Annotated in this window: 18 protein-coding genes; 3 read left to right on the forward strand and 15 right to left on the reverse strand. The window is 40.7% G+C overall.

Annotated elements, in window-relative coordinates:
- Window positions 1-352 precede the first annotated feature (352 nt).
- The 8 genes from AC4J95_RS18060 to AC4J95_RS18095 form a co-directional block, all read right to left on the reverse strand.
- Window positions 353-1,858 carry a HAMP domain-containing sensor histidine kinase gene (locus AC4J95_RS18060; protein ID WP_316402733.1) on the reverse strand — a complete coding sequence of 502 codons (1,506 nt, stop codon included), beginning with the start codon at window positions 1,856-1,858 and terminating at the stop codon, window positions 353-355.
- Window positions 1,855-2,541 carry a response regulator transcription factor gene (locus AC4J95_RS18065; RefSeq protein WP_010740068.1) on the reverse strand — a complete coding sequence of 229 codons (687 nt, stop codon included), beginning with the start codon at window positions 2,539-2,541 and terminating at the stop codon, window positions 1,855-1,857. The genes AC4J95_RS18060 and AC4J95_RS18065 overlap by 4 nt, the downstream gene beginning before the upstream one ends.
- A 107-nt stretch (window positions 2,542-2,648) precedes the next feature.
- Window positions 2,649-4,070, reverse strand: a complete 1,422-nt coding sequence (gene gnd / locus AC4J95_RS18070) for an NADP-dependent phosphogluconate dehydrogenase (RefSeq protein WP_494551040.1) — start codon at window positions 4,068-4,070, stop codon at window positions 2,649-2,651.
- 363 nt (window positions 4,071-4,433) lie between these two features.
- Window positions 4,434-4,616, reverse strand: a complete 183-nt coding sequence (gene rpmF / locus AC4J95_RS18075; protein WP_316402731.1) for a 50S ribosomal protein L32 — start codon at window positions 4,614-4,616, stop codon at window positions 4,434-4,436.
- Between the two features lie 59 nt (window positions 4,617-4,675).
- The gene (locus AC4J95_RS18080; protein WP_494551041.1) at window positions 4,676-5,230 is read right to left on the reverse strand and encodes a YceD family protein; all 555 of its coding nucleotides are present in this window, start codon (window positions 5,228-5,230) and stop codon (window positions 4,676-4,678) included.
- A gap of 571 nt (window positions 5,231-5,801) precedes the next feature.
- The gene (gene pyk, locus AC4J95_RS18085) at window positions 5,802-7,586 is read right to left on the reverse strand and encodes a pyruvate kinase (protein WP_494551042.1); all 1,785 of its coding nucleotides are present in this window, start codon (window positions 7,584-7,586) and stop codon (window positions 5,802-5,804) included.
- 62 nt (window positions 7,587-7,648) lie between these two features.
- Window positions 7,649-8,611, reverse strand: a complete 963-nt coding sequence (gene pfkA, locus AC4J95_RS18090) for a 6-phosphofructokinase (RefSeq protein ID WP_494551043.1) — start codon at window positions 8,609-8,611, stop codon at window positions 7,649-7,651.
- Between the two features lie 140 nt (window positions 8,612-8,751).
- A complete protein-coding gene (locus AC4J95_RS18095) occupies window positions 8,752-12,012 on the reverse strand; it encodes a DNA polymerase III subunit alpha (RefSeq protein ID WP_494551044.1) in 3,261 nt (1,086 codons plus the stop codon).
- Window positions 12,013-12,223: 211 nt separating this feature from the next.
- Here AC4J95_RS18095 and AC4J95_RS18100 point away from each other — a divergent pair, with 211 nt between their 5' ends.
- Window positions 12,224-12,403, forward strand: coding sequence for a YjzD family protein (locus AC4J95_RS18100; protein ID WP_316402726.1), 180 nt, complete (start codon window positions 12,224-12,226; stop codon window positions 12,401-12,403).
- A 278-nt stretch (window positions 12,404-12,681) separates the two neighbouring features.
- On the opposite strand, the gene AC4J95_RS18105 is transcribed toward AC4J95_RS18100, so the two are convergent.
- Window positions 12,682-13,290 carry a hypothetical protein gene (locus AC4J95_RS18105; protein ID WP_494551045.1) on the reverse strand — a complete coding sequence of 203 codons (609 nt, stop codon included), beginning with the start codon at window positions 13,288-13,290 and terminating at the stop codon, window positions 12,682-12,684.
- A 259-nt stretch (window positions 13,291-13,549) separates the two neighbouring features.
- Complete coding sequence (locus AC4J95_RS18110; RefSeq protein ID WP_494551046.1) at window positions 13,550-14,752, reverse strand: multidrug efflux MFS transporter; 1,203 nt, start codon at window positions 14,750-14,752, stop codon at window positions 13,550-13,552.
- Window positions 14,753-15,010: 258 nt separating this feature from the next.
- On the opposite strand from AC4J95_RS18110, the gene AC4J95_RS18115 reads away from it, so the two are divergent.
- Window positions 15,011-15,817 carry a Cof-type HAD-IIB family hydrolase gene (locus AC4J95_RS18115; RefSeq protein WP_494551047.1) on the forward strand — a complete coding sequence of 269 codons (807 nt, stop codon included), beginning with the start codon at window positions 15,011-15,013 and terminating at the stop codon, window positions 15,815-15,817.
- Window positions 15,818-15,866: 49 nt separating this feature from the next.
- Here AC4J95_RS18115 and AC4J95_RS18120 read toward each other — a convergent pair whose 3' ends face one another.
- The 5 genes from AC4J95_RS18120 to AC4J95_RS18140 all read right to left on the reverse strand — a co-directional run bounded on the left by AC4J95_RS18120 (window position 15,867) and on the right by AC4J95_RS18140 (window position 19,200).
- Window positions 15,867-16,367, reverse strand: a complete 501-nt coding sequence (locus tag AC4J95_RS18120; RefSeq protein WP_494551048.1) for a flavodoxin family protein — start codon at window positions 16,365-16,367, stop codon at window positions 15,867-15,869.
- Window positions 16,368-16,549: 182 nt separating this feature from the next.
- Window positions 16,550-17,332, reverse strand: a complete 783-nt coding sequence (locus AC4J95_RS18125; RefSeq protein ID WP_494551049.1) for a hypothetical protein — start codon at window positions 17,330-17,332, stop codon at window positions 16,550-16,552.
- A gap of 210 nt (window positions 17,333-17,542) precedes the next feature.
- The gene (locus AC4J95_RS18130) at window positions 17,543-18,238 is read right to left on the reverse strand and encodes a DUF2922 family protein (RefSeq protein ID WP_494551050.1); all 696 of its coding nucleotides are present in this window, start codon (window positions 18,236-18,238) and stop codon (window positions 17,543-17,545) included.
- A 39-nt stretch (window positions 18,239-18,277) separates the two neighbouring features.
- The gene (locus AC4J95_RS18135) at window positions 18,278-18,673 is read right to left on the reverse strand and encodes a hypothetical protein (protein ID WP_494551051.1); all 396 of its coding nucleotides are present in this window, start codon (window positions 18,671-18,673) and stop codon (window positions 18,278-18,280) included.
- Window positions 18,674-18,972: 299 nt separating this feature from the next.
- Window positions 18,973-19,200, reverse strand: a complete 228-nt coding sequence (locus tag AC4J95_RS18140; protein WP_316402718.1) for a hypothetical protein — start codon at window positions 19,198-19,200, stop codon at window positions 18,973-18,975.
- 726 nt (window positions 19,201-19,926) lie between these two features.
- Between AC4J95_RS18140 and AC4J95_RS18145 the strand changes: the two genes are divergently transcribed.
- Window positions 19,927-20,862: a homing endonuclease associated repeat-containing protein gene (locus AC4J95_RS18145; protein ID WP_316402717.1), complete on the forward strand. Its 936-nt coding sequence runs from the start codon at window positions 19,927-19,929 to the stop codon at window positions 20,860-20,862.
- Window positions 20,863-21,019 lie beyond the last annotated feature (157 nt).

The raw sequence follows: 21,019 nt of genomic DNA on the forward strand, positions 1-21,019 counted from the left end.
TATCATATCAGGTTTTTAATTGAAAGTCAACAACTTTTATTTAAAAACTTTTTGATAAAAAAACAAGTTTGCTTTGTGTTTCGTTCAAGCGACTTTATAAAAATACCACAAGATTTATCATCCGTCAACAATTATCTTTAATTTTTTTCGAGATGTTTTTTTCTCTTGGGAACATTTAATAATATAGCAATCTTCAAGCTGCAATGCAACTCTTTTTTGCACTTTTTTTCAATCTTTTTTATTTTTCGAACGTTCATTTAAAACTCCAAAATAACGTTCGATTTTAAAACAAAAATAACGCTATCTTCATCTAAATCTATTCCGAACTTTCGCATAAAAAAACAGCCGAGTTCTACTCAGCTGTTTTTTCCTCCACCATTGGGATGACTATTCTAAAGATCGTACCCTTACCAACAGAACTTTCAACACTAATACTTCCCTTGTAGCTCTCTAAAAGTTTATGCGCAATCGATAATCCTAAACCATTTCCGCCTTTGGTTCGTGCACGAGCTTTGTCGACTCGATAGAAACGATTAAACACTTTATCGATATCTTCGTCCGGAATTCCTTCACCAAAGTCTTGGATCGCAATTTCGAATTTATTCAGGGTTGACGAAATAGAAAGATGAACTTCTTTTCGATCTGTCGAATATTTCACCGCATTATCCAAAATGATGATCATGATCTGTTCTAAGTGGTTACGATAAATCTTCAAAATTTTCTCGCCGTCCAGATCATCATCTAAGGTAAAAGTAAATTCTGGATAAAGTAGCTTAAAGTTATTGAATACTTGGTTCGTTACTTCTTTGGCTTTTGATGTTTCATTTCCATAATAAACATCCACCTGCTCCGCGCGAGACAGATCAAGCATTTCCTGTACGAGACTCTTCATGCGAACCAGTTCTTGCAGGCTGGCTTGAATTGACTCATCTAAGATTTCTGGATCATCTTTCCCCCATCGGTTCAACATATTCAAATGCCCCTCGATTACCGCAACCGGTGTTCTTAGTTCATGAGAAACATCTTCCACGAATTGTTCCTGCTGTTCGATATACATCCGAATACGATCAATCACATCGTTAAAGATGACTGCCAAGTCAGCCAGCTCATCATTCGTGGTGATCTCAGGTACATGGACCTCGGCCTGCGGGTCTTGTCGAATAATCTCCATCGTATCTCGCAGGATTTTGACAGGCTTCAGGAAGTAGGATGATAGCAAGAAGCCTAAAAAGCTACTCAAAAGTAATGAAACGATCTCTAATACGATCAATGTCAGCAATAGCTTACTGCGCATCTCGTAAAAGTCAGATAGTTCGTAAAAAACTTGAGCATAACCGATTTTCTCTCTGGTTGTCTTAGAATAGATTGGCTCTACTGATAAAAAACCGTTCTTTTCATCGACCGTAACAATCGTTGGCTCTTTATGTTTGGTTTGAACCAAAGGCTGATAATTTTTTTGTGTTTTGAATATCAGTTTCTTGTCCAAGTTATAGATATCTAATGACAGTTGACGCTGTCCTAGCTCTGAGATAAAGTCATCGATCCGCATCATGTTGCCTTCTAAGGTCATGTTTTGATCGTACATGGCGTTGTCTCGGGCATCCGTCTCAGTCAACGTTCGATAGGTATTAACCAATGTTAATTCCTCATCTGCATTCGCCAAGCGGGAAGTAACTTCAGAAATCGTGCGTTCAACGTTGTTTCTTTCTTTCGTCACAATCAGATTCACAGAGGATTTATAGGTAATCACCGCAAAGATCGTAAACACGACGAATATAAAGAAAGAACTTGTAAAGGCCCACTTGATGGTGAGTGAGGGCCCTTTCAGTTCTCTTTGTTTCTTGATCAATTTTCTCATGAGCGCATAACGTACCCAGTACCGCGGACAGTTTGGATATAGCTGTCTTCGCCTGGTACATCAATTTTATTACGCAGGTAACGAATGTATACATCGACTACGTTGGTTTCTACTTCTGTTTCGTAGCCCCATACTTTGTTAAGTAAAACATCACGGGCAAGAACCACGTTGACATTTTCCATAAGCGTCAATAATAATTCGTATTCACGTTTGGTTAATTCAATGATTTCATTTCCGCGACGCACGACACGGTTTTCTTTTTCGATCGTTAGGTCACGATAAGTAATCGTCGTTTGTTTAGCAACATTCTTATCGCCTTCAATATCAATTCGACGAAGCAAAGCACGCAGACGCGCAAGCAGTTCTTCAATCGCAAATGGTTTGACGATATAGTCGTCAGCACCATGATCTAAACCAGAAACGCGGTCAATCACAGAGTCACGGGCTGTCATCATGATGATCGGTGTATTCTTCACCTGACGAACACGACGGCAAACTTCCAGGCCGTTTAATTCAGGCAACATTAAGTCAAGTAAGATCGCATCCCAGTCACTTTCAAGAGCGGCTTCAAGTCCTGTTCTACCATTATAATGAACTTCTGTATCATAGCCTTCGTGTTTCAATTCTAGTTCGACAAAACGAGCTAGATTTTTCTCATCTTCAATGATCAGAATATTACTCATTTTTTTAGTTCCTTTCCTAGTTGAATTTCATTAAACCTCTATCATTATAGGGCTAAACCTGTCAAAAAGCTATAGTTAGTTATCGCTAATGTTATAAATAACCTTCGCTATTCTTCATGGTACCAGCTGTAGTGATAAATTCCTTCTTTGTCTGTACGTTCATAGGTATGAGCGCCGAAGTAATCACGTTGTGCTTGGATCAGGTTCGCTGGTAAGCGTTCAGCACGGTAAGAATCGTAATAAGTGATCGCAGATGAGAATGTTGGTACGGGAACACCTGCTTGAACAGCGATTGAAACCACTTCACGAACAGCTTGTTGATATTTGTCAGTAATTTCTTTGAAGTAATCATCAAGCATCAGATTTGCAAGATCGGCATCCTTTTCATAAGCGTCGGTGATCTTTTGCAAGAAACGAGCACGAATGATACAGCCGGCACGCCAGATTTTCGCGATATCGCCAAATGGTAAGTCCCAACCGAATTCTTTTGATGCAGCTCGTAATTCAGAGAAACCTTGAGCATAACTCATGATTTTGCTGAAGTATAATGCTTCACGGATTTTTTCGATCAATTCTTTTTTGTCACCATCGTATTTATAAGGAGCTGGTCCTGCAAGAACTTTGCTGGCAGCAACACGTTCGTCTTTATAGGCAGAGATGAAACGAGCAAAAACAGATTCAGTGATCAATGGCAGTGGTACACCTAAGTCCAATGCGCTTTGTGAAGTCCATTTACCTGTTCCTTTATTACCAGCGGCATCCTTGATTACATCCACGATAGCTTTATCGGTACCTTCGTCGTCCTTACGAGTCAGAATATCTGCTGTAATTTCGATCAGGTAGCTGTCTAATTCGCCTTTATTCCATTCAGCGAAGACGTCAGCCATTTCATCAACTGAAAGACCTAATAAGTTTTGCATCAAGTCATAGGATTCGGCGATCAACTGCATGTCCCCGTATTCGATTCCGTTGTGGACCATTTTCACATAGTGACCTGCTCCGTTTGCACCGATATAAGTCACACACGGTTCACCATCTTCAGCTTTAGCGGCGATTTGTTCAAAAATCGGAGCAACTAAGTCATACGCTTCTTTTTGTCCGCCAGGCATCATTGAAGGGCCTTCTAAGGCACCTTTCTCACCACCGGAAACACCCGTTCCGATGAAATTGATTCCTGAGTTGGCTAATTCCTCATTACGACGAATCGTATCTTTGAAGAAGGTATTGCCTCCATCGATCAGAATATCGCCTTTATCTAAATGTGGTAATAGTGATTGGATTGTAGCATCAGTTGCCGGTCCTGCTTGCACCATTAACATGATACGACGCGGTTTTTCAATTGAATCAACAAATTCCTCAATTGAAAATGTTGCTTTTAGGTTGCGCTCTGGATGTTCTGCAACCACCGCTTCTGTTTTTGATCCAGTCCGATTATACAAAGCCACCGAGTAGCCGCGGCTTTCAATATTCAAAGCTAGATTTTTCCCCATCACGGCCATGCCGACGACGCCGAATTGTTGTTTTGACATAGTTATCCTCCTAGTTCTTAATAATGACTAGTAAAGCCACCTCATACCAATAAAGAAGTGATTAGCACTTCTTTATAACTGCTGGCATACCCATTCCATCAATACACAGAACCTGCAAGCGGAACGGGAAACTGTCATCGTCTATTATATTACTCAATACGTTTCTCATTATATCCTAAGAAAGTGAGAATGGAAAATGAATAGTGTTTTTAATCCAAAAAGCGTTCATAATGCGAGACAATCCTTATAAAAATAGTAGAATTTTCGTAATTATGACAAAATTCAGCCTGATTCATTCCAAGAAAAAAACCTCGAGACTCCATGGTTAGTCTCAAGGTTTTGACTTTCTCTATTAAAAAGTGCTTATGCTTCTTCTTTAGACATAACATCTTTTCCATCATAGTAGCCGCAGTTGGCACATACGTGATGGCTCTTCTTCATTTCGCCACAGTTTGGACATTCGTTTAATCCTTTGATGGTTAATTTGTAGTGAGTACGACGTTTGTTCTTTTTAGCTTTTGATGTTTTTCTAGCTGGTACTGCCATTGGGTGTTACACCTCCTTATAAAATGAAGTATCATTTACTGATACATTTTATTCCAATCTTACTTGTCATCCTCAGATTCATTGAATAATTCAGATAATTTCGCAAGACGAGGATCAATTGCTTCAGCTGATTCCTCTTTTTTCTGCAAATATTCTTCCTCACTGACAACTTCCCAATCGTTTCCTTTTGGTAAATCAGCAGAAGCCAATTCCTCTTCAGTAAAGACTTGCAGCGGAATCGCTAATAAAATGTTATCTTCGATAGAATCGGTTAAGTCGATCGTATCATTGTCTAGGACAAGGATCTCTTCGTCTCTTTCTTCTTCCATTGAAGACCATTGCTCCCGTGTCATGAATACTTCGTCCACTGAAAGATCAAGCGGAAGATCAACTGGTTCCAAGGAGCGGGCTGAAGGAACAGTTACATTCGTTTTCAAACGATAATGTAAAATATATTCATTTTTTCCGACAGACAAAATACCTTCTACAGTAACCGGAGCTACCGCTAAAATCTCATTGTCTCGGGCTGTCAATGCCTCATTCACATCGATCGTTTCTGAAAAATTTAGTGCTTCTTCTTTGTAGCGGCGCAATTCGCCAATCGACCATTTCATTATTCATCACCTCTAAGCAACAATCGATATTATACAGGTGGAAAAAACCTTTGTCAATGAAATTTTCTTGACACCCTTAAAAGCTTTATGAGCTGGGTCAGCTTTTGAGCATTAAGACTAAAATTTATAAAAATCGTTTTTTCAGATTTATATAAATTTTCGCTTAATGTCGATAAAGCTAGCTCAGAAAGCTGGACATTACGAAAGGCTGGACGAACTCGGTCAGATTTTGAACACCAAGTAGGTACTGTTCCACAGCAGCTCAAAAACCATTCGCTGTGTCTCACAGCAATAAGACTAAAATAATTCTAAATCGGTTCTCAGATTTCGAATTATCTTCGCTTATTGCTGAAAAATCTAGTTCGAGAAGCCAGACAACTTAAAAGCTTTATGAGCTCGTCCAGCTTCTGAGCATTAAGATGAAAATTTCTATCTATTTTATGAGCTAGCTAACAAACGTGTATCGCAAATATACGGACAATGCTCCATCCCCTGTATTCCTCATAGAAAAGGACTGTGACATAAAATGCCGCAGTCCCCACATTTCCTTTTCAGAACAACAATCTAAACCTTAGATCGCAGTTGTTTGTCCACGGTACACGATACCACGACGAGGGTCAACAGTAACTAATTCGCCATCAACGACTGTTGAAGTAGCACCATCTGCACCAACGACTACTGGAATATCTTGAGCGATACCGACAACAGCAGCGTGTGAAGTCAATCCACCATCTTCAACGATCAAAGCAGCAGCTTTTTCGATTGCAGGCATGTAGTCTTTGTCTGTTGTAGGAACAACTAGGACCATACCATCTTTGGCTTTTTTGATTGCTTCTTCAGCATTTCTAGCAACTACTGCGTGAGCAACAACTGTTGATTCACCAATACCTTGAGCTTGTAATAATTTAGAACCGATCATTTGAACTTTCATAACGTTTGTCGTTCCACGTTCACCAACTGGTACACCAGCAGTGATCAAGATCAAGTCGCCTTCTTTAGCAAAACCTAGGTCAACAGCTTTTTGAGCTGCCAAGTCGAACATATCGTCAGTTGTTGTTGGTTTTTCAGCAACTGTTGGGTAAACACCCCAGTTAACCATCAAGCTGCGTTTTGTATGTTCGTCGAAGGTTACAGCCAAGATGTCTGCATCTGGACGGTATTTAGAGATCATACGAGCAGTGTGACCTGATTCAGTTGCGGCAACAATTGTTTTAACGCCTAAGTTTTTCGCAGCGCGAGCAACAGATAAACCGATTGTTTCAGTTACGTTTGATTTGTCAAATTCGTTGATTTGGAATGAACCTAATTCTGACAATGCAGCTTCAGCTTCCATATCGATACGAGCCATTGTGCCAACAGCTTCAACTGGGTATTTACCATTTGCAGATTCACCAGAAAGCATTGTAGCGTCAGTTCCGTCAAATACAGCGTTGGCAACGTCAGATGCTTCCGCACGTGTTGGACGTGGGTTTTCTTGCATTGATTCTAACATTTGAGTCGCTGTGATAACTGGTTTACCAGCGTAGTTACATTTTTTGATGATACGTTTTTGAACCATAGGTACAAGTTCAGGCGCGATTTCAACACCCATATCCCCACGAGCGATCATGATACCATCAGAAACTTTGATGATTTCGTCGATGTTATCGATACCTTCTTGTGATTCGATTTTAGGGAAGATATGCACGTGTGTCATATTTTTTTCTTCAAGGATTTCGCGAATGTCAAGAACGTCTTGTGCTTTACGTACAAAACTTGCAGCGATAAAGTTGATATCGTTATCTAGACCAAAGCGGATATCGTCTGCATCTTTTTCAGTGATACCAGGCAAGTTGATTGAGATACCAGGAGCATTCACACCTTTACGAGAACCTAGCATACCAGCATTTTTAACTAACATGATCAATTCACGGTTTGCTTCGTCTTTGTCGATGATTTCCATGTCGATCAAGCCATCATCGAATAAGATGTGTCCGCCGATATGAGCATCGTCGTATAGTCCTGGGTAAGTAACAGCGATCTTTTCTTTTGAACCTTTGTGTTCTGGGTCCATAGAGATACGAGTCTTGTCACCAACGTTGAATTCGATATAGCCAGCGCGGCCGTAATCTGCATCTGTTGTATCTTGAACAGTTGTACGGATTTCAGCACCTTTAGTATCTAAAAGGATACCAACATCTTTACCAGTTTTTTCGACAGCTTCACGAACCATGTTCATACGTGTAAGTTGTTCTTCGTGATCTCCGTGTGAGAAGTTGAAACGGAACACGTTAGCACCAGCTTCGATTAATTGAGAAATTGTTTCTACTGTGTTACTTGCTGGTCCTAATGTACTAACGATCTTCGTTTTTTTCATTACGTAATACGCTCCATTCTTGATTGTTTATAATATATAGCTTTTCACTAATATTAACGAGATTAAAATGAGATTTCGTGATTCAAATTGTATAGAGACAAGTCAGGTTTGTGTTTATTGTTTTCTAATGTATCAACGATATCTGCAGCAGTTACTTCGTTGTCTAGGATACCGATACATAATCCGCCTTTGCCTTCTAACAATAAATCAACGGCATATGAACCAAATTTGCTGGCTAATACACGGTCGCGAGCGCTTGGTGAACCGCCGCGGACAACGTGACCCAATACACTGACACGTGTATGGAAATCGCCATATTCAGCTAATTTATCAGCGAATTCATTTCCGCCCATTACGCCTTCAGCCAAGATGATCAAGCAATGTTTCTTCCCACGGTCACGGCCAGCTTGGATTTTCTTAGCAATACGTTCCATATCGAACTCATGTTCAGGGATAACGATTTCGTCAGCTCCACCGGCAACACCAGACCATAAAGCGATATCTCCAGCATTGCGTCCCATTACTTCGATAACAAACGTACGAACGTGTGAAGTCGCTGTATCACGGATACGGTCAACAGATTCCAAGACTGTATTGATCGCTGTATCAAAACCGACTGTGAAGTCCGTTCCTGGGATATCATTATCGATTGTTCCTGGAATACCGACAGCTGGGTAGCCATGTTTCGTCAAGGCCATCGCACCATGGTAAGATCCGTCACCACCGATGACTACTAATCCTTCAATACCGAATTTTTTCAATTGTTCGATCCCTTTTAATTGCCCTTCTTCAGTAGCAAATTCTGGGTAACGAGCTGAATATAGGAAAGTTCCGCCTCGTTGGATCTTGTCGCCGACATCAGCAACATCTAAACGACGAATATCTCCAGCAACTAGACCGGCAAAACCATAATTGATGCCATAAACTTCCATGCCTTCAAAAATCGCTTTACGAACGACGGCGCGAACCGCTGCGTTCATTCCGGGAGCGTCTCCTCCACTTGTTAAAATTCCAATGCGTTTCATTTTCTCACCTCATAAATATTCTCGAAAAAACATACATCGTTTAATTCATGGTACATTCTACCAAAAAACATCCCAAAAGTCTTGGGATGTCTATGGGAAAAGTTCGGATTTTGCAAAAAGTTTTTGAAAGTTACAAGAAATCATCTTATTACGACGTTTTGTTCCCCTAATATGTCACTTAAAGCATTTATGAGGGTGTCATTAACCCCCACCCAAAACTTTCTATCCAGCACAATCTTCCGGCGATTTTTTTCATAATAGATCACAACCGGAACTTTTCCTGGTGATAATTGAAGTCTTTCGGCAATTCCTTGCTGAATTTCGGGAGAATCTTTGTCAGTCTGCACACGCAGGAATAGTTTCTTATCACTGATGTCGTCCTCAGCGATTTGGGCAGAAATCATTTCTTCGACTAATAGCTGAATCGCTTGATCGTATTTGCTGCGTTCTACCTTGCCTTGAACAAGATAAACTTTTTCCAACTCAAGCTCATTACGCAGGCGGCGATAGGTTTGTGGAAAGACGGTTAAGGAAATCTCGCCACTTTGATCGTTTCCTGTCAGGAAAGCCATCTGTTCGCCTTTTTTTGTGCGTATCTCACGAACATCTTTTAAATAGAAGAGAATTTTTCCATGACTCCCGACAGACAGCTCGGTAATTGGCTGTAAATCCTTTTGTTTCAACAGTTTAGGATAATTTTCAGTCGGATGACCAGATACATACAGACCGAGGTATTGTTCTTCGTAATTCAAGCGCTCAGCCAGTGAAAAATCCTCCGATGGTCGCTCTTTGAGACTCATCACATCTAGTAACGACATACTGCCGCCACTGTACTGGACGTTTTGAATCTTACCTTCCAAACCATCAGCCAGCTCTCGTCGATTCGGATGAAGCTCATCAAAAGCGCCGATGAAAATTAACGGTGCGATGTATTCATTCTTCAGCCAGCGTGATTCGATCCGTAATAAGAATTGATCCAGCGATTTGAATGGTCCTTCCTCTTTGCGAGTCGTCAAAATGTCGCTGACGAAATCACGGCGCATTCCTTTGATCGCATCCAAACCAAAACGAATCAAGTCTTTTTCTACTAGAGTGAAACTATAGCTGCTGCGATTAATATCTGGTGCTAGTAATTTCACACCTGCTCGATCTGCTTCGGCAATATATTCCCGCAGTTTCTTCGGATCATTTCGTACCGATTGCATCAGTGCCGTGTAAAAAGCGCCAGGATAATGAACCTTCATATACGCCATCTGATAGCCAACGAAGCTGTAAGCTACTGAGTGAGATCGGTTGAACCCATAGTTGGCAAAGCGTTCGATGTAATCGTACACTTCTTCAGCACTTTTTTGACTATGTCCTCGGCCGATGGCGCCACCGACAAAATGACGTCTTTCTTCATCTAATAACTCTTTTTTCTTTTTGCTGACAGCCCGCCGCAATATATCGGCTTCACCTAAGCTGAAGCCAGCCATCTGAGCGGCCACCTGCATGATCTGTTCTTGATAAACGATGAAGCCATAGGTCGGCGCCAGAATTTCCTGAACGGAACTATCTGGATAGCTAACTTGCTCCTTGCCGCTTTTCCGAGCGATAAACTGATCGATGATTTGCATCGGACCTGGACGATATAAAGCATTGACCGCGACAATATCTTCAAAAGAGTCTGGATGAAGATTGCGCAGAACTTTACGGATACCAGCGGATTCAAATTGAAAGACACCACTCGTTTCACCACGCTGGAACAAAGCGAGTACTTCTGGATCATCTAGCGGAATATTTTTCAGATCTATTTCTTCATGATACACTCGGCGAATATTTTGCTGCGCATTATCAATAATTGAAAGATTACGCAACCCCAAGAAGTCCATCTTTAGCAGACCGATGGCTTCCACGTCAGACATGGTGAATTGCGTTAGTAAAATATCTTCAGAGCCGTTTTGCAGCGGAACGACTTCGATCAAGTTCACATCACTAATCACGACACCGCCTGCATGAGTGGAGACATGCCGCGGCAAACCTTCCAAGGCCAACGCTGTTTGGAATAGTAGATTGCTGCGTTCATCATGTGCGACCAATCGTTTCAAGGGTTCTGATTTATCATAGGCTTCACGCAAGGTAATCTTTAATTGATTCGGAATTGCTTTCGACCAACGATTCGCTTCACTTTGGGATAAGCCGAAGACACGACCGACATCTCGTAAGACCATTTTCGCCGCCATCGTTCCAAAAGTCGCGATCTGTGAAACATGGAAATGTCCATACTTCTCATGGACATAATGCAAAACTTGGTTCCGGCGATTGTCAGGAATATCCAGATCAATATCGGGCATGCTATTTCGTTCAGGATTCAAGAACCGTTCAAACAAAAGATTGTATTTGATTGGATCCACATCCGTGATGCTCAACACGTAGGCAACCAATGATCCTGCTGCCGAACCACGACCAGCACCAGAAACGATCTTGCTGCGATGTACATAATCCATCACGTCCCAGACGATCAAGAAATAATCATCAAACCCCATGTTATGGATGATCCCTAGCTCACGAGTCAATCGTTGCCGATATTCCTCAGTCACATCGCTGATCCGCTCCGGTAATTTCTGCCAGCACAGCTCTTGCAGATAAGCATCCGCCGTCTGCTGCGTAGGCACTGGATAATGGGGCAATAGTTTTTGATGCAAAGGCAGATCAAATTGACAAACTTCAACCAGCTTTTGAGCATTCACTAATGCCTCTTCATTATTATCAAAACCGTCAACCAACTCCTGCATGCCAACTAGATAATTCGCCCCCAGCTGATTGCTCAATTCTTCCCGCGGCAGTTGCGTGCCGTTTTGGATATGATCCATGACTTTGATCGCAAAAGCCTGAGTTGATTCCAGATATGCCACTTCATGAATAGCTAGTTGCGGCATATTTTCCGGTAACAGCGATACTTTTGTCGCGGGAGTGATGCCTAAGTAAAATTCGCCATTGATGAATTCCGCAATCTGAGAAAGGACGCCCTCGCTAGGATCATATAAACGATTTACTGGTAAAACGGTGATTAGATTTTCTCCATTGATTTTGTATTCTGTTAAAGTCAGCGGCTTTTCCGCCATCATGCGAGTACTGGATAACCGCATCAATTCTTGATATCCAGCAACATTTTTCGCATAGAATAGGATACGCTCGGCAGATTCCTCAAAATAAAAATCCAACTCTAAGCCAATGATCCCAATCATCTGATACTTCTTACAAGCTTGGAAAAATTCCACCGCGCCATACAACACATTCTCATCAGTGATCGCTATTGCGGAATAGCCACGAGCCTTCGCGGATTTCACATACTCATTGATCGTTAAGGTGCTTCTTAATAGTGAATAGGAAGTTTTCGTATAAAGTTGTGGGATTTGCATGATTTCCTCCTATTTAAATGTATTTATTTTTTCTATTATTCTATCGAGCCAGCTAGTAAGTATAGCATGAATATTCTACAGCTAAAACTCGATTGCTGCTCACTTACTGTCTATTTTATATTTTCCACTTATTTTCACAGGACTTTTCTTTACATTTTCAAAAAAAATGCTAAACTGAACCTAGATAATCTTGCGAAAAGAGGTGCTCTTGATGAAATATCTAGTTACACTATTTTGGGCTTTCGCAATTGGACAAGCCGTTTGTTATCTAGGCGGTGCCTTGCAAAGTGGTTCTTATAACTTCGAATTATCTACGATCATTTCGCTTATTGTTGGAGTTATTGCACTTATTGCTGTGCATTTTGTTTCACCAAAAAAAGCCGAAGCATAGACAAAACCAGTTACTTTATTGTAACTGGTTTTTTGTTTATTTCAAATCAATTCTATTTTTCTCGTCAAAATATATTCTACCTGACTGAACTTTTCAAAGGACCGCCCAAAATCGTTTAGCTCACTTTTTTTCATTCATTTTTAGTAACTCCGTGAAATTGAATTCCCCTCCTTTGATGAAAATCGTAAACCTGGCATATTTAGTTCTTAAACGATTATAGAACAAAAAGAAAGGCTGTCCGCCTGGGCAGTCTTTCTTTTATAGTTTTAACTAAACAACTAGATATTCGTTTTTGACCAGCTTCTTCGCTGAGAAGCAGTTGAATGATACTTTTTGATACTATCAGTATCGTCTAAAATAATAATTTTCTCTTTGATCGGACCAGCTGGCGCTTCTTGAACTTTTTCTACCAACTCATTATAACTATTATTCGAGATATTTACGGAAGCATGAAAATCGCTGTGTTCTTCTGCTACAATCCGGACAGCTCTACTAGAGATTTCATCCTTTTTCTTCGTCCAGTAGTAGCCTCCTAAAATAGAGTGAACCTCGTCCGCACTGTAACAAGTCAGGCTATCTTCTTCCAACATTCGCATAACATTGATATAAACCGCTTTTTGATTAGTCAGAAAAATGAACTTCGCATCACTGGCTCCAAACAGATCCCATAGTTGCAAGGATACGGGACTTTTCACATGCGTAGCGGCCCAAATATTTACGCTCTTTTCGTGTCCACACCAAAAAATCTGATCCTCATTTTCAAATAAAGGAGCGATCTTCGTCACTAGATTTTCCATTAAAAAATTCGTTTTCTCAGAAGTTTCCTCTTCATCTTCGCGGAAGTAACACGTCTTCAATTCTTGCAAAATAATTTCTTCATTCAACATGGGTACCCCTCCCTGTTCCCCTAACACTTCTGCATAATCCTTTAAAATACGTTCCCTTCACTTAGATTATGCAACAACTCGAGTGTTAGTACAGCCCAAAATATATATAATTTTTAAGTGAAATAAAGTACAACGGCGTTTAAACCAAGCAAGATAATTATTAGCAAAGAATTCTTTCTCGTCAAGTTATTTGTTAATTTACTGAACATTTAAAGATTTCTTATTAATTTACAATTAATAACTGCTCGCTCCTACTCACTTAAATCTTCGTCTTCGTCACCAGCAGCTTTCTGAAATTAAACAAGCTCAAAATGATGTTTCCAAACACACAGGCGCTGGTTACAAGGAACACTGCCGGATACCCCATTGAATGAGCGACGGTTGAACCAAGCATTGGTCCAATCACCTGCCCGAAATTGTTGAACATTTGATTGTAGCTGAAGATACGACTGACTCCTTCCGGCGGACTTATCTTACTGATGAGTGTATTAATGGAAGGCATTAGTGCTCCAGTCGAAAATCCCAAGAAGAAACGCAGTACACCCAACTGAAACGGCGTTTTTACAAAGGCCATCGGAATGAAGCAAAACAGTGACAGGACTAAACCAGCTAATAGAACTTTATGATTTCCAATCTTATCACCAACTCTTCCCAACGTTGGTGAAGAAGCCACCGCCGAGACACCTGCAACTGAAACAATGAACCCGCTGATGACCAGAGCATTGCTGCTGGATCCGCTAAGGTCCCGAATGTATAGGGTCAATATCGGACTGATACTGGTTGCGCCGACTTGTAAAATTAAAGAACTGATAAATAAGCCAATCAGAATGGGCATGTAGTTGATCCGCTTGCGCAGCTCGGTTGTGCTGATGACATCTCCCTTTTCGATCGGTTCGAACTCTTCCTTCACCATAAAAATCGTTAAGACAGTCACCAATAATAGAATAATTCCCGTAATAATAAAAACATTTCGCAAACCAAACCATTGAGCCAGCAGCCCGCCAAGCAATGGACCGATCAAGTTACCGGCAACACCGCCTGTCGCAAGAGTTCCTAATGCCCAGCCGCTTCGTTGTCGCGGCACCTGGGAAGCAATCATCGCCGTCGCGTTCGGCGCATAACCTGAAAGTACCCCCGTCATAAAACGCATGATCAATAACCAATATACATTTGAGACAAAGGCCAATGACCCCATCGTGATCGTCATGCCGGCAGCCGCTCGGACCATCATTAGTCGTCTGCCTTTCCGATCGGCTAAGTTGCCCCAGATCGGAGCGACGATCGCCGCCGCAAAAGCCGTAACTGAGATTGCCAGACCTGAAAATAATTCGACTTGATTCTTAGGTGTTCCCAACTGTTCAATATAGACTGGTAAAAAGGGCATTACCAAACTGAAGCTGGCACCAGTAAAAAAACACCCAATCCATGAAATCAACAGATTCCGCCGCCAATTAATCTTCATTTTTTTGAATCCCCTTTCTCGTCCTATTTTATTTCTATACTATAGCAGAATCCACTCAAAAAGGCGTTTTTCTTCCCTCAACGATTTTGAAAATTTTCTAATAGTTTGATCTTTTTAAAGTGCTTCGGTTGCGTTTTCCAACAGATGTGCTAGACTGAAACAAATTGAAATGAGGATGTCATTTCTGCTTTCTGCCTATACAGGAGTAGCAGAATGTTATAAGTTCTGAGAATCCAATAATACAAAGTAGGAGTTTTTATGAAAAAATTGATCGCTATTGATTTAGATGGAACGACGCTAAATCAAGATTCTAAAATTACTGATAAAACCGCAAAAACTCTGCGCCGTGCGATTGAAGATGGTCACTCTGTGGTGATTGCAACCGGTCGTCCATATCGCATGAGTAAAAACTTTTATCAAGAATTACAGTTAACAATGCCAATGATTAACTTTAATGGCGCCCTTGTTCACATGCCCGGAAAAAAATGGGATGGGGAGCAAGAAACGTCTGTTAATCGGAAGATCGTCTTTGATATGATGGCAGAAAAGAAAAACCTAAAACTAGATTTCATCGCCGCGGAGAACCGCGAGACCTTCTTTATCGATGACTTGAATTTCTTTGACCAGCATTTCTTTGCCAGCGACTTTGCGACAAATGATAATCTGCTGACCGTCAATACCCTACGCACTAACCCCACTTCAGTTCTATTACGCAGCCAGCCGGAAAATGTCGGCAGTGTTTCTGAAGAATTGAAGCAGCAATTCGGACATGAAGTCGAGGTCAATACTTGGGGCGGACCAAACCCGGTACTGGAAGTCGTTGCTAAGGGGATTCAAAAAGCCCATGGTTTGAAACGGGTCATTGATAATTTTGGTTTGAAGCAGGAAGATATCATCGCATTCGGTGACGAGCACAATGATGTAGACATGCTAAAATTTGCCGGTTGGGGAGTTTCGATGGTAAACGGAACAGATCAATTGAAGTCTGTTGCCGATGATATCACTGAAAAACCAAACAGCGAAGACGGTATGGCTGAATACTTAGCTAAATATTTAGATTTATAAGAAAAAACTGAGGTAGGAGAATCACGTGATTCTTCTACCTCAGTTTATTTTATTTCTCAAATAGTTCGATCGCCTTTTCCGCAAAACGTTGACCAAAAATTTTAAAGGTGTCTTTGGCTTCCTCATAATGATTCCCTACTGCATCCAAAGCCACCGGACCATGATGGATGAAAGATTGACCAAAGGCGGAACCGCTGGAATACACCAACATCCCTCTAACCAGCAGCATTCCCAGTATCGAAAGTATCGCACTGTCGCTGCCGCCCTGTGCGTAATGTGCCGTCGCAAAACATCCGCCCAATTTACCAGCAAAAGATACAGGATAGCTATCCTCCATCAACCATTGATTCATGCGCCAGGCGCTAGTTGCCATATGCGTCGGTGTACCAAATACGATCCCGTCACAGGCTGATAAATAATCCTGATCGATCGCCTCCTCCACGGAAAATAGTCTAACTTCGCCGCCAGCCTCCCGCATACCTTCCGCAATAATCTCCGCCATCTCTTTCGTCTGCCCTGTCTTGCTGTAGTAAATGATCGCTATCTTCACACAAACCGCTCCTTTTACTCTTTTCTTTGATAGTACTCCTTTGATACCGGCATTTTCAATATGAAATACTGTCAACCATAAATGAGACTTGCTTAAAAAATTCCCCGTATTTTTTTTCAAACAAAAAGGGAATTGATTCCTTCACGAACCAACTCCCTTTTTTGCGTAACTCAGATGCTGCACTATTTCACTACTGTATATTCATCAATCGTTTTACCATCTTTATCCTTCAACACGAGCCAGCCATTGGTCCCGGCATAATAAAGAAAGATACCAACCTCATTCACGCTTTTTAATACGATATCTTCCGTTGTCGTGAAATTTGAGATTTTATCTGCATAATCGGCACGCAGTTTCTCAGTTAAACGCGCACTAAACCCCACTGAACCATCCTTGTTCAAGGGCATTTCCTGCTTCAGCTTAGCGCCAGCCTTCAACACCATCTCATTGCGTTTTTGCCAAACGACTTCTCCTGTTGAATCGTTGTAATCAATATAAAATGGAATCTCGCTGACTTTCTTATTCCAACGATGCTGAGCCTTAGCGGGTTTCTTTTTGACCTTCTCATTCTCATAACCAAACGTCGCTAGAATTTCAAACAATTCTTTTTGATACTTCGCTGCGACCGGAAAATGATTAGCCGCAATCTTTTGCATCTCAAATAAACCCGTCGTCTTCAACGCGTTGCCTTGCCAAACATCAAGCATTTGTTGAGCGAGATCCTTTGCCTCGATATCCCACGGAACGCTGATCGTCACCAGATTATCCGCAGCCTTCAAGGTGTTTTTATCGATTTTCTGACCGTAGTCAACCGCCAGTGCTTCACGCCCTTTGAAGTACACCAGTATCACATCATTTTTTAAAGTCGGCGCCGCTTTCAGGTCGCGATAAATCATTATTTTTCTCTGCTCATCAAATTGGACCTTCGTATTATCCTGATCTATTTCAACCGCTAGTATAATCATCGAATCTCCCTCAAATCTTTTTTCTTTTAGAGTATTAAAAAAGTTTGAATGAGTCGAATATTCTGTCTCGAGAATCAAAACAAATTTGGAAGAAATATCCTGTTGAAGAGGTCAATCGAATCCAGACACGCTCCTGATAACCGGTTCTTTGAGTATTCTCCGCTCCACCTCATCCCCATACTGGCTCTGAGATAAGACTGAATCAGCTTTTTACTCACGTTTTCGAACGCGTTCGAGCAGCCTTTTTCGCCTTTTCATCGGTTTTATTGGTGGTGATTCTTTGTTTGAGGTCATTACGGTCTCTAGCTCCGGTTCGTCTTCCTGTAATTTTGCGGTAATGATTAGCTTTGCCGGGATAGCTTGATAATCCGCTTCGATAGTTTCCAAAGCACTTCCCGCTGGCAAACAAGTATTTAATAGTAAAAATACCTGGTTTTCACTAATATCACACGAATTGATTCCCATCGGTAATTCAATCGTTTGGATCAACCAACCGGACTGTGAATAATCATTGGTAATATTCAAGTCTTCGGGAATACGAATATTTTCTACTGCTTCAATTTTCGCTATATGTTTAACAGGCTCTTGCACCTGAGTAAAGGGTTCTGCTTTTGGTTGGACCGATTCTTTTACTGATTCTGCTGCTGCCGGTTCTGTATCGGTTTCCTTCTTTTTGTCGAAAATTTCTTTTTCTCGCTTTTCGATCACCGTCGCATGGCGGACTTCATCAAATAGGCTGACATCGTTCTTATCGAAAATGCTTAACTTGGTCAATTTTGACATTGCGGCTCTAATTTCGTCCGCGTTTTTTGTCGGATCAAAATCTTTGAAGCGCAGATGATGAGATCTGCCATCGCTTCTGCCGAATTCGGCATCAAGTGCCAGTGCCGATGGTGTGACTTTCATAGAATCCCTTCCTTTCTTTCGTTTTTTTCCCTATTCAACTCACTGAAGCGAGCCAGCCAACCCTGCCAATGGTGCCTCGATAAATTGGGTAAACAAGCCCTTCAGCTTTTCGGTAATCGCTGTATAGGTTTTCGCTGGAAACAGCTTGATTTGTAATAAACGCCATTCTTTCTTCTCGAAATACTCCGCGAAATACATGTAAAGCTCCCGCAACACGGCGGAAGATCGTGTATGCATAAAGATGTGCTTTACCAATTCTGGCAGCATAAAAGAAAAATCCTTTTCGCATAGTTCATCTCGCACCTGAAGCGCTACCAATAATTCGATCGCGCCATTGCCGTCATTCGTGTCATGATAATAGTGATTGATGCGTTTTTCTAAGTTTTTGCGTGTCAGACTGAAGAGCTGCCGTTCACTTAATCCATATTCTTTCATCTCTTTTTCTCCTATTCTGATTGATATTCTACTTTTCTCGTTTGATCCAAAAATTATAGATGATGGCCAGTCACCACATGGACCTTTATTTGCGCTTTCTAACTTTACAAAAATAACATACGCTTTTTGGCGAGCCTTTTCCAGTTCAGAAATTTAATATCCGTTTAAGTTATAGAATAATTCTTATATAATAAGAGATATCCCAATAAACGCCGATCTATCAATATCTAAATAGATAAAATTTACAATTTTTACTCATAAAAAAGAATCCTTCGCTTATTCGGCAAAGGATTCCTGAATTATTCAATAATCTTTTTCACTTTAAAAGCTTCCGTTTTTTCTGAAGGCTCTTCCTGATCCGCTAAGTCAAACAAGATGAGCGAATCTTTTCCTTCACCTTCCACAATTACTAATTTCCCTAGTGGATCACGATTGTCTTTGACAATCTGCGCTTCCTTCATAAGCTCTTTCGGGTCGCGCTTAGCGGCGATCGCATTGCCTAAGTTAAAGAATACAGTCTCTTCCATATTTATCCACTCCTCATGCCATTTTGTCTTTCAAGTATAGCAGAAATGAATAAAAACGTATAACAAGGGAGATCAGTCTGAGGAGAAATTAATCACATCTAGGCTTCTTTCAGATTGCTTAAAGTTATCCATTCCAAATTGAACTGATCTCCTTATTAGTCCCCAGTTCGATCCGTTGCATAGCATCGGTCGAATTATCAACAGCTAACACCATTTGATTGTCTTCATTCTCACAACAAACACGAAAAATTTCTTTTCTTTTTTTTATTCCCACGCGTTGACGGCATTTTCAAAAATATTGCCAAAAATGATACAAAGCTGAGAATCTGGGATCGTCAACTGCTGGGGAAGCCCCAAAACCGTCGAAGATTTTATCCATACTACTCTGATTATCTCTGTTCCCGTTAATTTTTACCCTCCATGAATCATCAAATTTTTCTTTATAAACTTTTTTCTCCACACTTTACAAACGGAAAGCTTTATTTCGATAGGCTTTATCAATGTAAAGTCTATACGTTATTTACTTTACTTTTATTGCGGATATGATGAATTATCTGTTCTCTCTTTTCCTTTCCAGCTGTATTAATTTTTATCTTTTTAAGATTTGAAAAATGTTGATAAGGTTATACGAATCTATTTATGATATCTTTCTCTTAAGGAGAGGTACTTTATTTAATGGCTCCTCATTTCAATATCAGCTGTAAAAGTGGAAGGAGGAAATTTTCAATGTCTAAAACGGGAGCCTCAGAAAGATTTTTGATAGAAAAGCTGATGGAGTTTGCAGAAGAACACGGGCGGACACCAACTGCGATAGAATTCGGTTATTCAGATTCAATAAAAAAACTATTTGGATCATATAAAGCGTTTCTCCAGAGCCAAGGATTCGCTGAGAGAATTGGTGAAAATGAGTTAGCGGAAAAGCTTCATGCCTTTGTAGAAGCCAATGGTCGCGTACCGAGAATGACTGAGTTAGAAGATGGGTACTTTATCTATAAGTATTACCGTACGTTCTTTGAGTTTATCCGGGCCTATGGCTATGAAAAGCTGTATCTCAGAACATATGGTAAGAATTCAAAAAAAAGTTCATCAACAACAATGGAAGATCGCTTCACAAAAATTGCCCTAGTCGATAAGCTAAGTACATTTGTAAAAAAAAATGGACGAACACCGACATTGGCCGAGTTTGGACATACGAATCTGATCTATAAGTATTACGGGTCCTATTTCGAATTTATCAGAGCTTCTGGTTATGAAGATTTGTATCTCGATTCGCAAACTCCTAAAAAGAAAAATCCGTCAGTGGTAGAATTTGAAAAATCTTTCGCACGGACCATCTTGATCAACCGATTTCATTCTTTCGTGGAAGAACAGGATCGAGTACCCTCTGCTACTGAATTAGGCCACTTTGATCAAGTAAAAGAATACTTTGGCTCCTATAATGAGTTTGTACGAAGCCAAGGATTTTCAAGCGACTCGCTGGAGAACGACAAGCACCTCACAAAGAATGACTTAGCTAGAAAGTTAAAAACCTTCATTTTGATCAATGAGCATGTCCCAAATAGCCTAGAATTCGGATATGAAGAGCAAATCAAAAATTTGTTTGGAACCTTCGATTCATTCCTTAGAGAAAATGGTCAGGAGCCATTTCAAACAAAGAACTAAGTCTAGTTGATGGGCAGGCGAGGCGATTAGCCAAGAATCAGCCTTTCCCCAATAATATTTTTCGATTTTCATCAGTAACTTCTTAAAGATCAGCCTTGCTGGTCTTTTTTAGTGATGATTTTATTTCAGTACTCGTCACCTCCTTTCTCAAATATTT

This window comes from Enterococcus sp. GPZ-007 (assembly GCF_059374735.1).

Coding starts and splice junctions, on each gene's coding strand:
- AC4J95_RS18060 (WP_316402733.1), bottom strand. CDS start 1,858: ATGAGAAAATTGATCAAGAAACAAAGAGAACTGAAAGGGCCCTCACTC.
- AC4J95_RS18065 (WP_010740068.1), bottom strand. CDS start 2,541: ATGAGTAATATTCTGATCATTGAAGATGAGAAAAATCTAGCTCGTTTT.
- gnd (WP_494551040.1), bottom strand. CDS start 4,070: ATGTCAAAACAACAATTCGGCGTCGTCGGCATGGCCGTGATGGGGAAA.
- rpmF (WP_316402731.1), bottom strand. CDS start 4,616: ATGGCAGTACCAGCTAGAAAAACATCAAAAGCTAAAAAGAACAAACGT.
- AC4J95_RS18080 (WP_494551041.1), bottom strand. CDS start 5,230: ATGAAATGGTCGATTGGCGAATTGCGCCGCTACAAAGAAGAAGCACTA.
- pyk (WP_494551042.1), bottom strand. CDS start 7,586: ATGAAAAAAACGAAGATCGTTAGTACATTAGGACCAGCAAGTAACACA.
- pfkA (WP_494551043.1), bottom strand. CDS start 8,611: ATGAAACGCATTGGAATTTTAACAAGTGGAGGAGACGCTCCCGGAATG.
- AC4J95_RS18095 (WP_494551044.1), bottom strand. CDS start 12,012: ATGCAAATCCCACAACTTTATACGAAAACTTCCTATTCACTATTAAGA.
- AC4J95_RS18100 (WP_316402726.1), top strand. CDS start 12,224: ATGAAATATCTAGTTACACTATTTTGGGCTTTCGCAATTGGACAAGCC.
- AC4J95_RS18105 (WP_494551045.1), bottom strand. CDS start 13,290: ATGTTGAATGAAGAAATTATTTTGCAAGAATTGAAGACGTGTTACTTC.
- AC4J95_RS18110 (WP_494551046.1), bottom strand. CDS start 14,752: ATGAAGATTAATTGGCGGCGGAATCTGTTGATTTCATGGATTGGGTGT.
- AC4J95_RS18115 (WP_494551047.1), top strand. CDS start 15,011: ATGAAAAAATTGATCGCTATTGATTTAGATGGAACGACGCTAAATCAA.
- AC4J95_RS18125 (WP_494551049.1), bottom strand. CDS start 17,332: ATGATTATACTAGCGGTTGAAATAGATCAGGATAATACGAAGGTCCAA.
- AC4J95_RS18130 (WP_494551050.1), bottom strand. CDS start 18,238: ATGAAAGTCACACCATCGGCACTGGCACTTGATGCCGAATTCGGCAGA.
- AC4J95_RS18135 (WP_494551051.1), bottom strand. CDS start 18,673: ATGAAAGAATATGGATTAAGTGAACGGCAGCTCTTCAGTCTGACACGC.
- AC4J95_RS18140 (WP_316402718.1), bottom strand. CDS start 19,200: ATGGAAGAGACTGTATTCTTTAACTTAGGCAATGCGATCGCCGCTAAG.
- AC4J95_RS18145 (WP_316402717.1), top strand. CDS start 19,927: ATGTCTAAAACGGGAGCCTCAGAAAGATTTTTGATAGAAAAGCTGATG.